At 67.8% G+C, this 16,173-nt stretch carries 13 protein-coding genes; 7 read left to right on the top strand and 6 right to left on the bottom strand.

Translation table 11 applies throughout. From position 1 onward, the window contains the following. Positions 1-106 precede the first annotated feature (106 nt). From rsmG to rpmH, 6 genes are all read right to left on the bottom strand, one after another. Positions 107-823, bottom strand: a complete 717-nt coding sequence (gene rsmG, locus P8T65_RS23245; RefSeq protein WP_184906356.1) for a 16S rRNA (guanine(527)-N(7))-methyltransferase RsmG — start codon at positions 821-823, stop codon at positions 107-109. 115 nt (positions 824-938) lie between these two features. Beyond that, entirely contained in the window at positions 939-1,451 is a 513-nt protein-coding gene (locus P8T65_RS23240; protein ID WP_184906354.1) for a R3H domain-containing nucleic acid-binding protein, read from the bottom strand. A gap of 15 nt (positions 1,452-1,466) precedes the next feature. After that, the gene (gene yidC / locus P8T65_RS23235; protein ID WP_316727196.1) at positions 1,467-2,741 is read right to left on the bottom strand and encodes a membrane protein insertase YidC; all 1,275 of its coding nucleotides are present in this window, start codon (positions 2,739-2,741) and stop codon (positions 1,467-1,469) included. 3 nt (positions 2,742-2,744) lie between these two features. After that, positions 2,745-3,098 (bottom strand): membrane protein insertion efficiency factor YidD, encoded by a 354-nt coding sequence (gene yidD, locus P8T65_RS23230; protein WP_316727195.1) that lies wholly within the window; start codon positions 3,096-3,098, stop codon positions 2,745-2,747. Continuing rightward, on the bottom strand, positions 3,095-3,466 hold the full coding sequence (gene rnpA, locus P8T65_RS23225; RefSeq protein WP_078853524.1) for a ribonuclease P protein component: 372 nt from the start codon (positions 3,464-3,466) through the stop codon (positions 3,095-3,097). The genes yidD and rnpA overlap by 4 nt, the downstream gene beginning before the upstream one ends. 21 nt (positions 3,467-3,487) lie before the next feature. Further along, a complete protein-coding gene (gene rpmH, locus P8T65_RS23220) occupies positions 3,488-3,625 on the bottom strand; it encodes a 50S ribosomal protein L34 (protein WP_005482975.1) in 138 nt (45 codons plus the stop codon). Positions 3,626-4,041: 416 nt separating this feature from the next. On the opposite strand from rpmH, the gene dnaA reads away from it, so the two are divergent. The 7 genes from dnaA to gyrA all read left to right on the top strand — a co-directional run bounded on the left by dnaA (position 4,042) and on the right by gyrA (position 16,168). Continuing rightward, the gene (gene dnaA / locus P8T65_RS23215) at positions 4,042-6,069 is read left to right on the top strand and encodes a chromosomal replication initiator protein DnaA (RefSeq protein WP_316727194.1); all 2,028 of its coding nucleotides are present in this window, start codon (positions 4,042-4,044) and stop codon (positions 6,067-6,069) included. Between the two features lie 1,005 nt (positions 6,070-7,074). Continuing rightward, positions 7,075-8,205, top strand: a complete 1,131-nt coding sequence (gene dnaN, locus P8T65_RS23210) for a DNA polymerase III subunit beta (protein ID WP_037689673.1) — start codon at positions 7,075-7,077, stop codon at positions 8,203-8,205. 211 nt (positions 8,206-8,416) lie between these two features. Beyond that, on the top strand, positions 8,417-9,292 hold the full coding sequence (gnd, locus tag P8T65_RS23205) for a phosphogluconate dehydrogenase (NAD(+)-dependent, decarboxylating) (protein ID WP_316727193.1): 876 nt from the start codon (positions 8,417-8,419) through the stop codon (positions 9,290-9,292). 119 nt (positions 9,293-9,411) lie between these two features. Next, on the top strand, positions 9,412-10,536 hold the full coding sequence (gene recF, locus P8T65_RS23200; protein WP_184906344.1) for a DNA replication/repair protein RecF: 1,125 nt from the start codon (positions 9,412-9,414) through the stop codon (positions 10,534-10,536). Continuing rightward, the gene (locus P8T65_RS23195; protein WP_316727192.1) at positions 10,533-11,066 is read left to right on the top strand and encodes a DciA family protein; all 534 of its coding nucleotides are present in this window, start codon (positions 10,533-10,535) and stop codon (positions 11,064-11,066) included. Before recF ends, P8T65_RS23195 begins: the two co-directional genes overlap by 4 nt. Before the next feature lie 395 nt (positions 11,067-11,461). Continuing rightward, complete coding sequence (gyrB, locus tag P8T65_RS23190; protein WP_316727191.1) at positions 11,462-13,531, top strand: DNA topoisomerase (ATP-hydrolyzing) subunit B; 2,070 nt, start codon at positions 11,462-11,464, stop codon at positions 13,529-13,531. Between the two features lie 42 nt (positions 13,532-13,573). Next, a complete protein-coding gene (gene gyrA / locus P8T65_RS23185; protein WP_316727190.1) occupies positions 13,574-16,168 on the top strand; it encodes a DNA gyrase subunit A in 2,595 nt (864 codons plus the stop codon). Positions 16,169-16,173: the final 5 nt, after the last annotated feature.

Genomic DNA, 16,173 nt, shown 5'->3' with positions numbered 1-16,173 from the left:
GCAGCACAGGCCAGGCTTGCGCGACACTCCGAGATGCATCGGTTTGGAAGCTTGTGTGGAGTACGACTCGTCGTCAGGACGGATCAGCGAACGTCCAGATGAGTGCCTAGCGGCGACGCCGTACTCGACCTGACCGAGCGGCCTTCGCCCGCTTGGCGGCGAAGCGCACTCCTCCGGGGCTCTCCCCGACCTCCACCCGGACGACCGTGGACAGCGGTTCGACCACGCCCTCACCCACATGGTGGATGGAGGTCTCCACCGCGCCGAGCTTGCTCAGGGCGGTGGCGGCGCTCTTCAGCTCCTCTTCCGCGGTGTCGCCCTTGAGCGCCAGCATCTCCCCGTACGGGCGCAGCAGCGGGATACCCCAGCCGGCCAGGCGGTCCAACGGTGCCACCGCTCGTGCCGTCACCACGTGGACGGGCTGCAGCGTCCCCAGGACTTCCTCGGCTCGGCCACGAACGACAGTCACATGGTCGAGGCCCAGGAGCTCAACCACCTCGGTCAGGAAGTTCGTGCGCCGCAGCAGGGGCTCCAGCAGCGTGATCTTCAGATCGTTCCGGACGAGGGCCAGCGGGATACCGGGCAGCCCGGCACCGGAGCCGACATCGCACACCGTCACCCCCTCGGGCACGACCTCAGAGAGCACCGCGCAGTTCAGCAGGTGCCTCTCCCATAGACGGGGTACCTCCCTCGGGCCGATGAGCCCGCGCTGTACTCCCGCCTCAGCCAGGAGCTCGGCGTATCGGACCGCGTCCGCGTAGCGATCACCGAATACGTCGCGCGCCTGCTCGGGCGCAGGGGGGAGCTCCACTGCCTCCGTCACGGGGACCGTCCTTCCGTACCGCAAGAGCGCACTGGGCGCTGACACCAGAACAACAGGCTGACAAAGTTCGGCCCCGCCTGCAGGCAGACGGGGCCGGAGAAGCGTTGGTACCGAATCAGGCAGGCAGGACGACGACGAAGCGTTGCGGCTCCTCGCCCTCGGACTCGCTGCGCAGACCGGCGGACTTGACCGCGTCGTGCACAACCTTGCGCTCGAAGGGCGTCATCGGCTGCATCTTCACAGGCTCGCCCGTGCTCTTGGCCTCGGCCGCCGCCTTGGCACCCAGCTCGGAGAGCTCGGCGCGCTTCTTGGCCCGGTACCCGGCGATGTCCAGCATCAGACGGCTGCGGTCACCGGTCTCGCGGTGCACGGCCAGGCGTGTGAGCTCCTGGAGCGCCTCAAGCACCTCGCCCTCTCGGCCGACGAGCTTGCTCAGATCACGGCTACCGGAATCGCTGATGATCGAGACAGAGGCACGGTCGGCCTCGACGTCCATGTCGATGTCGCCGTCGAGGTCGGCGATGTCCAGCAGACCTTCCAGGTAGTCCGCCGCGATCTCACCCTCCTGCTCCAGGCGGGTCAGGGTGTCGCCACCCTCGGAGGCGGCGGAGGTGGTGCCTTCCGTCACGGGATGGACTCCTTCTTACTTCTTGGACGGGGACTTGGGGCGCTGCTGACCCTTACGCTGACCGGACTGAGCCTTGCTGCGGCCGCCGGCACCGGGCTTGGGCGCGACCTTCTTGGCAGCGGCCGCCGGCTTGGCGTCCTCCGGCTCGTCCGACTTGCTCAGGGACGTGGGCTCGGTCTTCGGATCGGTGTCGTCGGCGGTCTTCGCGCCGCCGGACTGACGCTGCGCCTTGGTCTGGCGCTTCGGCTGCTGGCGCTTGGGGGCCGCCGACGTACCGTCCTCGATGGTGGCGACGGAGACCTCGCTCTTGATCACGGTGCCGTCGCTCTGGGCCGCGAGGCCCTCCTTGCCCAGGCCGGTGATGAACTTCCGCTCGTACTCGTTGCGGTCACGGCCCTTGGCGACGATCGCCTTGACGATGGCGCGCTCACGGCGGTTACGGGTCTTGCCGTGCCGCGTGATGTGCTTGGCGAGGCGCTCGAGGTAGGACGCCTGAGCCTTGGAACCCGGGGTCGGGTTGTTGTGGATGACGTACATCTGCTGGCCCATGGTCCACACGTTGGTGGTCAGCCAGTAGACGAGGACACCGACCGGGAAGTTGATGCCGAAGACGGCGAACATGATCGGGAAGATGTACATCAGCATCTTCTGCTGCTGCATGAACGGCGTCTTCACCGTGGTGTCGACGTTCTTCGTCATCAGCTGACGCTGCGTGTAGAACTGCGACGCCGACATCAGGACGATCATGATCGCGGTGACGATCCGGACCGTGGTGATCGAGGCGTCGAGTGCGGCGGCCTCGGCAGCGCTGTCCGTGAAGGTCGCGGCCAGGGGGGCACCGAAGATGTGCGCCTTCTGCGCGCTCTCCAGCAGGCTCTCGTTGATGACACCGATGGTGTCGTTGTTCGCGATGCTGTTGAGCACGTGGTACAGGGCGAAGAAGAACGGTGACTGCGCCAGGATGGGAAGGCACGAGGAGAGCGGGTTGGTGCCCGTCTCCTTGTACAGCTTCATCATCTCTTCGGACTGACGCTGTTTGTCGTTCTTGTAGCGCTCCTGGATCTTCTTCATCTCGGGCTGCAGCGTCTGCATCGCCCGGGTCGCCTTGATCTGCTTCACGAAGAGCGGGATCAGGCAGATACGGATCAGGATCACCAAGGACACGATGGACAGGCCCCAGGCCCACCCGGTGTCAGCGCCGAAGAGGGCGCCGTACACCTTGTGGAACTGGACGATGACCCAGGAGACAGGTGTCGTGATGAAGCTGAAGAGGCTGGCAATCGTGTCCACTAATCATGCTCCTTGGGCATGGGACGGGGTCTCTGCGGCCGGGCCCGAGGAGACGTGCCCCTCGGTGGCCGGTTCGGCGGCGGAGGTCCCGCCCTTGCGTGCACGCCAGGCGTCACGCAACATCTCGTGCCACCGTGGGCGCTTGCGCGGCGGGACATGATCCACACCGCCGAGCGACCACGGATTGCACCGCAGGATGCGCCAGGCGGTGAGTGCCGTTCCCTTGATCGCACCGTGCCGGTCGATGGCCGTGAAGCCGTAGTGGGAGCACGACGGGTAGTACTTGCACACCGGCCCGAGCAGCGGACTGATCGTCCACTGGTACAGCTTGATCAGCGCCAGCAGCGGGTACTTCATCGTGCGCCCCCTCCCAGCAGCCGCCCTATGGCGGCATCCAGGTCTTGGGCCAGTTGTACGTGGTCGGCGTCACCCGCTCCGGGCAGCGCTCGTACGACTACCAGGCTACCGGGGGGAAACAGGGCGACTCGATCGCGCATCAGATGGCGAAGCCTGCGCTTCACCTTGTTGCGCACAACCGAACCACCGACGGCCTTGCTCACGACGAAACCCGCACGCGTCGGGGGAGCGCTCTCCCCAGGCGCGTGCGGGTCCGTGGCACCGCTACGTAGGTGAACGACGAGGAGAGGGCGTCCGGCCCGGCGTCCTCGTCGTACCGCGGTCGCGAAGTCCTCGCGCCGCCTCAGCCGATGCTCGGTAGGCAGCACGACGTCATGACCTGATCAGGATCAGGCGGACAGGCTGGCGCGACCCTTGCTGCGGCGGTTCGCGAGAATCGCGCGACCGGCACGGGTACGCATCCGCAGGCGGAAGCCGTGGGTCTTCGCGCGACGACGGTTGTTCGGCTGGAAGGTGCGCTTGCTCACTCGGGGGCTCCAGAAAGAAATCGGTGTTTGCGGGTGCCGTCCTGGCTGTCACCGTGCGCCCACGAGTAGCTCGTATCAACGCCCGAGTGCACCGCTGTCCGATCACCTGACGTGACCTGTGCCCATCGGAGGCAGGCGGCAGCAGCCATCGACAACTCGACCTGGTTACGGTACGCGCGGCTACGCCATCCGGTCAAACCAGCGGCCACGGGGAGACACTATCCACAGGCTGGGGACAACAACTTGAACCGCACCGGTCGCCGTGACTACCGTGCTGAACTCCGATTCGTTCCCTTTGCTTTGGCTGTTGGGCCCCGACCCGCCCACCAGCACCTCGTTCCGAGTGCCCCACCCGAGTTCCAAACCGACCTGTCCCAGAACCACACGTTCGTGGGACCTGTGAGAGAGCGTGCCCTGTGGCTGACGTACCTGCCGATCTTGCCGCAGTGTGGCCACGCGTACTGGAAAAGCTTCTGGGTGAGGGCCAGGGCCAGGGCGTCGAGGTGAAGGACGAGCGCTGGATCAAGCGCTGCCAGCCGCTCGCCCTGGTCGCGGACACGGCACTTCTCGCCGTACCCAACGAGTTCGCGAAGGGCGTACTCGAGGGCCGTCTCGCGCCGATCGTGAGCGAGACGCTGAGCCGGGAGTGCGGTCGTCCGATCCGGATCGCGATCACCGTCGACAGCTCCGTCGGCGAGCAGCCGCTCCCGCCGGTCCAGCACCGCTTCGAGGAGCCCGAGCTCCCTTCCGTTCCGGCCCAGAACCGCGAGTCCTACGACAGCAGGGACTCGTACGACAGCCAGGGGCGCGAGGCGCGCGGCGGGTACGAGGCGCAGAACACCTACGAGAGTCCGAGCGGGTACGACAGCCAGGGACGCGATCCTTACGAGGGGTACGGCCGCCACCGGGCCGCCGATCGTGGACCGGGACGCGGCGACCAGCCGGGCGGCGGCCCCGGCGACCTGCTGCCGCCCCCGCGCTCGGACCAGCAGCCCTCCGGCCGCTCGGACCAACTTCCGACCGCGCGTCCCGCGTATCCGTCCGAGTACCAGCGGCCCGAGCCGGGCGCCTGGCCGCGGCCGTCGCAGGACGACTACGGCTGGCAGCAGCAGAGGCTCGGCTTCCCGGAGCGGGACCCCTACGCTTCGCCCTCGTCGGACTACCGCTCGCAGTCGACGGACAGGCGTCCGTACGACCAGCGCCCCGAGTACGACTCCGGACGCCCCGACTACGACCAGCCCCGCGGCGACTACGACCGGCCCGGCGCCGACTCCGACTACCCGCGACCGGACCGACGAGAGCTCCCCGACCCGCCGCCGGGTTCGGGACACGTGCACCGGGGTGGTCCGGCCAGCAGTGCGCCCGGCCCGCTGGCGGCGCAGCCCGCACCGGCCCCCGGCCCGGGTGAGCCGACGGCACGCCTGAACCCGAAGTACCTCTTCGACACCTTCGTCATCGGCGCCTCGAACCGCTTCGCGCACGCGGCCGCGGTGGCCGTCGCCGAGGCGCCGGCCAAGGCGTACAACCCCCTTTTCATCTATGGGGAGTCGGGCCTCGGCAAGACTCACCTGCTGCACGCGATCGGGCACTACGCGCGCAGCCTCTACCCGGGCACGCGCGTGCGGTACGTGAGTTCGGAGGAGTTCACCAACGAGTTCATCAACTCCATCCGCGACGGCAAGGGCGACAGCTTCCGCAAGCGGTACCGCGAGATGGACATCCTGCTCGTGGACGACATCCAGTTCCTGGCGGACAAGGAGTCGACGCAGGAGGAGTTCTTCCACACCTTCAACACGCTCCACAACGCGAACAAACAGATCGTGCTCTCCAGCGACCGGCCGCCGAAGCAGCTGGTGACCCTGGAGGACCGGCTGCGGAACCGTTTCGAGTGGGGTCTGATCACCGACGTCCAGCCGCCGGAGCTGGAGACGCGGATCGCGATCCTCCGCAAGAAGGCAGTCCAGGAGCAGCTCAACGCCCCGCCGGAGGTGCTGGAGTTCATCGCCTCCCGTATCTCGCGCAACATCCGCGAGCTGGAGGGCGCGCTGATCCGGGTGACGGCGTTCGCGTCGCTCAACCGGCAGCCGGTCGATCTCGGTCTGACCGAGATCGTCCTCAAGGACCTGATCCCGGGCGGCGAGAACGCGTCCCCGGAGATCACCGCCACCGCGATCATGGGCGCCACGGCCGACTACTTCGGGCTCACGGTGGAGGACCTGTGCGGCACCTCGCGCGGCCGCGCCCTCGTCACGGCCCGCCAGATCGCCATGTATCTGTGCCGTGAGCTGACCGATCTGTCGCTGCCCAAGATCGGCGCGCAGTTCGGCAACCGGGACCACACCACCGTCATGCACGCCGATCGCAAGATCCGCGCGCTCATGGCCGAGCGCCGGTCCATCTACAACCAGGTGACGGAGCTGACGAACCGCATCAAGAACGGCTGACGACAGAGCCGGCGATACAGCCGACCACTGACACGGCCGACCCCGACACAGCCGACGACGAAACGGCTGCCGTACGGCGGTCAGAACGCCGTCGTACATCGCTGAGGGCGCCCCGGAACGAGTTCCCGAGGGCGCCCTCGGCGTTTCCGGGCGGCGTCGATCCCTCTCTTCGACGGGTGCGATCGGCTCCGGAGCGGCCAAGTCCGTCGCCGTCCCGTCATCAGGTGTTCGATTACCTGCGGCGTCACGGCCTTCCTCCACAGATTCGGGGACTTTCTGCCGTCCACACCCTGGGGACCGGGAAGTTATACAGATCGTGTCCACAGGGCGGGCTGTTGAGAGATCATCGGGCCAGGTCACCCCCCTGTGGATCGGTGGACGAAAGATCTCCACAGTCTGTGGACGAAGCGGTGATCCACAGACTGTGGACGGAGTTGTCCACCGACGACCCACAGGCTGCGGCTGGTTGTCCCCAGTGACCGTCGGCTTCTCCACATGCCTGTCCACTGTTCGGCAAGCCCACGCGCCTCCTCACCGTGTCGAGTGAAAGGCGTCACACGAAGTTGCCTGGTTGGGTTGTGGGAAAGACGGGTAAACCTGGGGACGCCGCTGGGGAGAAGTGCCCCGGGGCTGTGCACGGTGTGTGCAGAACTTTCCGTTCTCCACAGAGACCCCGGGTTGTCCACCGCCTCCGCCCACAGGCGCGGTGGACAAAATTTGCCGCCTGAGCTGCGAAAACGGGGTTATCCACGGTTTCCACAGGCCCTACTACTACTCCCAACTAGAGAGAGCTGGGAATCCGTTTCGAAGAGGGTCCTGTGCACAACTCGCTCTCGGCTGCCTGACCGCGCCTCGTCACGACTTGACCCCGAGAGGCTCCGAGTGTCAGTGGTGTGCGTCAGACTGTTCCCCGGTGTCCTTCCCGTCACAGGAGCCAGCGACACCGAGACAGACGACGAAGCCAGGCAGGGCGAGAAGCGCCGGCAACAGCAGGAGGCGGCAACAGTGAAGATCCGGGTGGAACGCGACGTACTCGCGGAGGCAGTTGCCTGGGCGGCGCGCAGCCTCCCGGCCCGTCCGCCGGCGCCGGTCCTCGCCGGCCTCCTTCTGAAGGCCGAGGAAGGCCAGCTGAGCCTCTCCAGCTTCGACTACGAGGTCTCCGCGCGGGTGTCCGTGGAGGCCGAGGTCGACGAGGAGGGCACGGTGCTCGTCTCCGGCCGCCTGCTCGCCGACATCTGCCGCGCCCTCCCCAACCGCCCGGTGGAGATCTCCACAGACGGTGTACGGGCGACGGTCGTCTGCGGCTCCTCGCGGTTCACCCTCCACACACTGCCTGTGGAGGAGTACCCGTCGCTGCCGCAGATGCCGAACGCCACGGGCACCGTCCCGGGCGAGGTCTTCGCCTCAGCCGCCGCCCAGGTGGCCATCGCCGCCGGTCGTGACGACACGCTGCCCGTCCTCACCGGTGTGCGCATCGAGATCGAGGGCGACACGGTCACGCTGGCCTCCACCGACCGCTACCGCTTCGCGGTCCGCGAGTTCCTGTGGAAGCCGGAGAACCCCGAGGCGTCCGCGGTCGCCCTGGTGCCCGCCAAGACGCTCCTGGACACCGCCAAGGCCCTCACGAGCGGCGACAGCGTCATCCTGGCGCTCTCCGGCTCGGGCTCCGGGGAAGGCCTGATCGGTTTCGAGGGAGCGGGCCGTCGTACGACCACGCGGCTGCTGGAGGGCGACCTCCCGAAGTACCGCACCCTCTTCCCGACGGAGTTCAACAGCGTGGCCGTCATCGAGACCGCGCCCTTCGTCGAAGCCGTCAAGCGCGTCGCGCTGGTCGCCGAGCGGAACACCCCGGTGCGGCTGAGCTTCGAGCAGGGCGTGCTGATCCTGGAGGCCGGCTCCAGCGACGACGCACAGGCTGTGGAAAGGGTCGACGCCCAGCTGGAGGGCGACGACATCTCGATCGCCTTCAACCCGACGTTCCTGCTGGACGGCCTGAGCGCCATCGACTCCCCGGTGGCCCAGCTGTCGTTCACGACGTCCACCAAGCCCGCGCTGCTCAGCGGCAAGCCGGCCGTGGACGCCGAGGCTGACGAGGCCTACAAGTACCTGATCATGCCGGTGCGGCTCAGCGGCTGACCGGGCGGACGCCGCCGCGGCCGAGCCGCGGAGGTCGTCCACAGCGCTGTGGGGCCCGGTGGATCACCGGGCCCTCGGCGCGAAGCCGCAGGTAGGGGTGTACTTATGAGCGGGTATGCCCACAGGTGTGCGTGAGCGTCCGGGTTTAGGCTCGTGCGTGGGTACGCAGTCCAGGTGCCCTCCTGCCACGTCGCAACCTAAGGAACAACTGATGGAGCTCGGTCTCGTCGGCCTCGGCAAGATGGGCGGCAACATGCGCGAGCGGATACGCCGCGCCGGCCACACCGTCATCGGATACGACCGGAACCCGGATCTCGCCGATGTCCACAGCCTCGAAGAGCTTGTGGGCAAGCTCAAGGGCCCGCGGGTCGTGTGGGTGATGGTCCCGGCCGGTGCCGCCACCCAGTCGACCGTCGACGAGCTGGCCGAGCTGCTGGAGCCCGGTGACGTCGTCGTGGACGGTGGGAACTCCCGCTGGACCGACGACGAGAAGCACGCCGAGGAGCTGGCGGCCAAGGGCATCGGCTTCGTCGACTGTGGGGTCTCCGGCGGCGTCTGGGGTTTGGAGAACGGCTACGCGCTGATGTACGGCGGCGACGCGGAGAACGTTGCCAAGGTACGACCGGTCTTCGACGCGCTGAAGCCCAAAGGCGACCTCGGCGCGGTACACGCCGGCAAGGTCGGCGCCGGGCACTTCGCGAAGATGGTCCACAACGGCATCGAGTACGCGATGATGCAGGCCTATGCCGAGGGCTGGGAGCTCCTGGAGAAGGTCGACTCTGTGACGGACGTCCGCGAGGTCTTCCGTTCCTGGCAGGAGGGCACGGTCATCCGCTCCTGGCTCCTTGACCTGGCGGTGAATGCCCTCGACGAGGACGAGCACCTGGACGGTCTGAAGGGCTTTGCGCAGGACTCCGGCGAGGGCCGGTGGACCGTGGAGGCCGCCATCGACCACGCCGTGCCGCTGCCCGCGATCACGGCCTCCCTCTTCGCGCGGTTCGCGTCGCGCCAGGAGGACTCTCCGCAGATGAAGATGATCGCGGCGCTGCGGAACCAGTTCGGCGGCCACGCGGTCGAGAAGAAGTAGCCCACGGCGACAAGCAACGCACGGCACAGAAGACAACGACGACCGCACTACGGTCGACGAGAAGTCGTCCACAGGGCCGCACGGTGGTCCACAACCCTGGGGGAGGTCGGCACCCGACCATGCACGTCACGCACCTGTCACTGGCCGACTTCCGCTCGTACGCCCGGGTCGAGGTCCCGCTCGACCCGGGCGTCACCGCGTTCGTCGGCCCCAACGGGCAGGGGAAGACCAACCTGGTCGAGGCGGTCGGCTATCTCGCGACCCTTGGCAGTCACCGGGTCTCGTCGGACGCGCCCCTGGTCCGCATGGGCGCCGACCGCGCGGTGATCCGGGCACAGGTGCGACAGGGCGAACGGCAACAGCTGGTCGAGTTGGAGCTGAACCCCGGCAAGGCCAACCGCGCCCGGGTCAACAGGTCCTCGCAGGTCAGGCCACGCGACGTCCTCGGCATCGTCCGGACGGTGCTGTTCGCGCCGGAGGACCTCGCGCTGGTCAAGGGCGACCCCGGTGAGCGGCGGCGCTTCCTGGACGAACTGATCACCGCGCGGGCCCCGCGCATGGCGGGGGTGCGCTCCGACTACGAGCGGGTCCTCAAGCAGCGCAACACCCTGCTCAAGACGGCCGCGTTGGCCCGTCGGCACGGCGGCCGCTCCATGGATCTGTCCACCCTCGACGTCTGGGACCAGCACCTCGCGCGCGTGGGAGCGGAACTGCTCGCCCAGCGTCTCGATCTGGTCGCCGCGATCCAGCCGCTCGCCGACAAGGCGTACGAGCAGCTGGCGCCCGGCGGCGGCCCGGTCGGCCTCGAGTACAAACCCTCCTCGCCCGGCCTCGTCGGGCACGCGCGCGAGGAGCTGTACGAGCAGCTGACGGCGGCCCTCACCGAGAGCCGCAAGCAGGAGATCGAGCGGGGCGTCACACTCGTGGGACCCCATCGCGACGACGTGATCCTCAAGCTCGGTCAGCTGCCGGCCAAGGGATACGCCTCCCACGGTGAGTCCTGGTCGTACGCCCTGGCGCTGCGGCTCGCCTCCTACGACCTGCTGCGCGCCGAGGGCAACGAACCGGTGCTGATCCTCGACGACGTCTTCGCCGAGCTGGACACCCGTCGGCGGGAGCGGCTGGCGGAGCTGGTCGCGCCGGGCGAGCAGGTCCTGGTGACCGCGGCGGTCGACGACGACGTACCGGGCGTACTGACGGGGACGCGGTACGCCGTGTCCGACGGGACGGTGGAGCGCGTATGAGCGGATCCGACGCAACTCCCGAGCCGCCCGAGCCCTCCGGCGTTGACCTCGCGCGCGTGGCGCTGCGCGCCGCGAAGGAGGCCGCACGCGCGCGTGGCGAGGCCACCCAGCAGCAGAAGCAGGCACGACGGGGCCCCGGACTGCGCTCCGGCGCGCGTGCCGACGGCCGGGACCCGATGCCGCTCGGCCCCGCCATCAACAGGCTGATCACCGAGAGGGGCTGGGAGACGCCGGCCGCCGTGGGCGGCGTCATGGGGCGCTGGCCCCAGATCGTCGGCGACGACCTGGCCAGACGGTGCGTTCCCGAGCGCTACGACGAGGACGAGCGGGTCCTGCACGTGCGGTGCGACTCCACCGCCTGGGCCACGAACGTCCGGCTGCTCGCCCCGCAGCTGGTCGCCCGGCTCAACGAGGACCTCGGCCACGGCACCGTGCGGCTCCTCAAGGTCCACGGCCCCGCCGGCTCGGCCCGTCGCTACGGTCCCCTGCGGGCCCCGGGAAGCACGGGTCCCGGCGATACCTACGGGTGACCGTAGTCACATTTCCAGGTGCTCCCGCGCCCATGACCGGCGGTCCTCCGAGCGTCGGCGGGCGCCCGTGCGCTTCGGCGCGGACGTTCGCATGCGGATGCGAACGTCGACCTGACCCGGGAGTAGCAAAGGGTTGACACCCGGAAGCGCTGAGTGCCGCTGTGAGCCTCTTGGAGCCCCGCTCCGCATATGGGGAGTCGGGAGAGACCGGTTCAGGGCGGCACATGCGGACCCAGGTACCGGCAAACCCCCATCACTGTCGGCGCTACCGGTAGACTGGAAGCTAATCCCGCCCCATTCGTGGGGACCGCTTCGGAAACACTGTGCAACGCTGACAAAGGCTTCCACCGCAACATGCCGCAGCCGCTCCGGCAAACCCGCCAAGAGCCTGGCTTGTGCTGTGCCAGAAAGGGCGCTTCGTGGCCGATTCCGGCAACCCCAACGAGAACATCCCGTCCACCGAGGCCCTGGCCGGAACGGCCGCGGCCTCTCCCTCGGCGTACGACGCCAGTGCCATCACCGTCCTCGAAGGGCTGGACGCGGTCCGCAAGCGGCCCGGCATGTACATCGGCTCGACCGGTGAGCGCGGCCTGCACCACCTCGTGCAGGAGGTCGTGGACAACTCCGTCGACGAGGCCCTGGCAGGCCACGCGGACACCATCGACGTGACGATCCTTCCCGACGGCGGTGTCCGGGTCGTCGACAACGGCCGCGGCATCCCGGTGGGCATCGTGCCGTCCGAGGGCAAGCCGGCCGTCGAGGTCGTGCTGACCGTCCTGCACGCGGGCGGCAAGTTCGGCGGCGGCGGCTACGCGGTCTCCGGCGGTCTGCACGGCGTGGGCGTCTCCGTCGTGAACGCCCTGTCGACCAAGGTGGCCGTCGAGGTCAAGACGGACGGCTACCGCTGGACGCAGGACTACAAGCTCGGCGTCCCGACCGCTCCGCTCGCCCAGCACGAGGCCACGGAGGAGCACGGCACCTCGGTCACCTTCTGGGCCGACCCGGACATCTTCGAGACGACCCACTACTCCTTCGAGACGCTCTCGCGGCGCTTCCAGGAGATGGCGTTCCTCAACAAGGGGCTGAGGATCAACCTCACCGACGAGCGCGAGTCGGCGAAGGCCACGGCCGGGGCGGACGAGGCCGGTGAGGACGAGAAGCACGAGGTCAAGGCCGTCTCGTACTACTACGAGGGCGGCATCGTCGACTTCGTGAAGCACCTCAACTCCCGCAAGGGCGACGTGGTGCACCCCTCCGTGATCGACTTCGAGGCCGAGGACAAGGACAAGGCCCTGTCCGTCGAGGTCGCGATGCAGTGGAACAGTGGTTACAGCGAGGGCGTGTACTCCTTCGCCAACATCATCCACACGCACGAGGGCGGTACGCACGAAGAGGGCTTCCGTGCCGCGATGACCGGTCTGATCAACCGCTACGCGCGTGACAAGAAGCTGCTCCGCGAGAAGGACGACAACCTCACGGGTGACGACATCCGCGAGGGTCTCACCGCGATCATCTCGATCAAGCTGAGCGAGCCGCAGTTCGAGGGCCAGACCAAGACCAAGCTGGGCAACACGGAGGCCAAGACCTTCGTGCAGAAGGTCGTCCACGAGCACCTGACGGACTGGCTGGACCGCAACCCGGTCGAGGCCGCGGACATCATCCGCAAGTCCATCCAGGCGGCCACCGCGCGCGTGGCGGCCCGTAAGGCGCGTGACCTGACCCGCCGCAAGGGCCTGTTGGAGACGGCGTCGCTGCCGGGCAAGCTGAGCGACTGCCAGTCGAACGACCCCACCAAGTGCGAGATCTTCATCGTCGAGGGTGACTCCGCCGGCGGCTCGGCCAAGTCCGGCCGCAACCCGCAGTACCAGGCGATCCTCCCGATCCGCGGCAAGATCCTCAACGTCGAGAAGGCGCGGATCGACAAGATCCTGCAGAACCAGGAGATCCAGGCGCTGATCTCCGCCTTCGGCACGGGTGTGCACGAGGACTTCGACATCTCGAAGCTCCGCTATCACAAGATCATCCTGATGGCGGACGCCGACGTCGACGGCCAGCACATCAACACCCTGCTGCTGACCTTCCTGTTCCGCTTCATGCGGCCGCTGGTCGAGGCCGGGCACGTGTTCCTGTCGCGTCCCCCGCTGTACAAGATCAAGTGGGGCCGGGACGACTTCGAGTACGCGTACTCGGACCGTGAGCGCGACGCCCTGATCGAGCTGGGCCGGCAGAACGGCAAGCGCGTCAGGGAGGACTCGATCCAGCGCTTCAAGGGTCTCGGCGAGATGAACGCCGAGGAACTGCGCATCACGACCATGGACGTCGACCACCGGGTACTCGGCCAGGTCACGCTGGACGACGCCGCCCAGGCCGACGAACTGTTCTCGGTCCTCATGGGCGAGGACGTCGAGGCCCGGCGGCAGTTCATCCAGCGCAACGCCAAGGACGTCCGCTTCCTCGACATCTGAGTCGGTCTCAGCTGACCGCACCAGGAAGGATCCCCACCAGCAATGGCCGACGAGAACCCCACCGTCACGCCTGACGACGCCGGCGAGACGACCGTGCGCATCGAGCCCGTCGGGCTCGAGACGGAGATGCAGCGCTCGTACCTGGACTACGCGATGTCCGTCATCGTGTCCCGCGCGCTGCCCGACGTACGCGACGGTCTCAAGCCCGTCCACCGCCGTGTCCTGTACGCCATGTACGACGGCGGCTACCGGCCCGAGAAGGGCTTCTACAAGTGCGCCCGCGTCGTCGGCGACGTCATGGGCAACTACCACCCGCACGGCGACTCCTCGATCTACGACGCACTGGTCCGCCTCGCGCAGCCGTGGTCGATGCGGATGCCGCTGGTGGACTCCAACGGCAACTTCGGCTCGCCGGGCAACGACCCGGCGGCGGCCATGCGCTACACCGAGTGCAAGATGGCGCCGCTGTCGATGGAGATGGTCCGCGACATCGACGAGGAGACCGTCGACTTCACGGACAACTACGACGGCCGCTCCCAGGAGCCGACCGTCCTGCCGGCCCGCTTCCCGAACCTGCTGATCAACGGCTCGGCGGGCATCGCGGTCGGTATGGCGACGAACATCCCGCCGCACAACCTCCGCGAGGTCGCGGCCGGCGCCCAGTGGTACCTGGAGAACCCCGAGGCATCCCACGAGGACCTCCTGGACGCGCTGATCGAGCGCATCAAGGGCCCCGACTTCCCGACCGGTGCCCTCGTGGTCGGCCGCAAGGGCATCGAGGAGGCCTACCGCACGGGCCGCGGCTCCATCACGATGCGCGCGGTCGTCGAGGTCGAGGAAATCCAGAACCGCCAGTGCCTGGTGGTCACGGAGCTGCCGTACCAGGTCAACCCGGACAACCTCGCGCAGAAGATCGCCGACCTGGTGAAGGACGGCAAGATCGGCGGCATCGCGGACGTCCGCGACGAGACGTCGTCCCGTACCGGCCAGCGCCTGGTCATCGTTCTGAAGCGCGACGCGGTCGCCAAGGTCGTGCTGAACAACCTGTACAAGCACACCGACCTGCAGACCAACTTCGGCGCCAACATGCTGGCCCTGGTCGACGGCGTGCCCCGGACCCTCTCGCTGGACGCGTTCATCCGCCACTGGGTGACGCACCAGATCGAGGTCATCGTCCGCCGTACGAAGTTCCGGCTGCGCAAGGCCGAGGAGCGCGCGCACATCCTGCGCGGCCTGCTGAAGGCCCTGGACGCCATCGACGAGGTCATCGCGCTGATCCGGCGCAGCGACACCGTCGACATCGCGCGCACGGGCCTGATGGACCTCCTGGAGATCGACGAGATCCAGGCCAACGCCATCCTCGAGATGCAGCTGCGCCGCCTGGCCGCCCTGGAGCGCCAGAAGATCATCCAGGAGCACGACGAACTCCAGGCCAAGATCCGCGAGTACAACGAGATCCTCGCCTCCCCCGTGCGTCAGCGCGGGATCGTCAGCGCGGAACTCGCCGCGATCGTCGAGAAGTACGGCGACGACCGCAAGACGATGCTGGTCCCCTACGACGGCGACATGTCCATCGAGGACCTCATCGCCGAGGAGGACATCGTCGTCACCGTCTCGCGCGGCGGCTACGTCAAGCGCACCAAGACGGTCGACTACCGGGCGCAGAAGCGCGGCGGCAAGGGCGTTCGCGGCACGAAGCTCAAGGAAGACGACATCGTCGACCACTTCTTCGTGTCCACGACCCACCACTGGCTGCTGTTCTTCACCAACAAGGGCCGTGTCTACCGGGCCAAGGCCTACGAGCTCCCCGACGCCGGACGTGACGCGCGTGGACAGCACGTCGCCAACCTGCTGGCCTTCCAGCCGGACGAGGCGATCGCCGAGATCCTCGCGATCCGCGACTACGAGGCCACGCCCTATCTGGTGCTCGCCACCAAGGGCGGTCTTGTGAAGAAGACGCCTCTGAAGGATTACGATTCGCCCCGTTCCGGCGGTGTCATCGCGATCAACCTCCGTGAGAAGGAGGACGGTTCCGATGACGAACTGATCGGAGCCGAACTCGTATCGGCAGAGGACGACATCCTTCTGATCAGCAAGAAGGCTCAGTCGATCCGCTTCACGGCGACGGACGAGGCGCTGCGGCCCATGGGCCGTGCCACCTCGGGTGTCAAGGGCATGAGTTTCCGCGAGGGGGACGAGCTGCTCTCGATGAATGTTGTTCGACCCGGTACGTTCGTGTTCACTGCCACAGACGGCGGGTACGCGAAGCGGACCGCCGTCGACGAGTACCGCGTCCAGGGTCGCGGCGGCCTCGGCATCAAGGCCGCCAAGATCGTCGAGGACCGCGGTTCCCTCGTCGGCGCGCTGGTGGTCGAGGAGACCGACGAGATCCTCGCCATCACGCTGTCGGGCGGTGTGATTCGTACGCGAGTCAACGAGATCAGGGAAACCGGCCGTGACACCATGGGCGTCCAACTGATCAACCTGGGCAAGCGCGATGCCGTGGTCGGTATCGCTCGCAACGCCGAGGCGGGGCGGGAGGCGGAGGAGGTCGACGGCGACGATGCTGTCGACGAGACCGTCGAGGCTGCCCCATCGACCGGTACGGACGAGGGTGAGGCGCCCTCGTCCGAGTAGCACGA

Origin of the sequence: Streptomyces sp. 11x1 (genome assembly GCF_032598905.1) — a bacterium.
In the GTDB taxonomy this organism is placed as follows: domain Bacteria; phylum Actinomycetota; class Actinomycetes; order Streptomycetales; family Streptomycetaceae; genus Streptomyces.
This window is presented reverse-complemented; position numbering and strand designations above follow the sequence as displayed.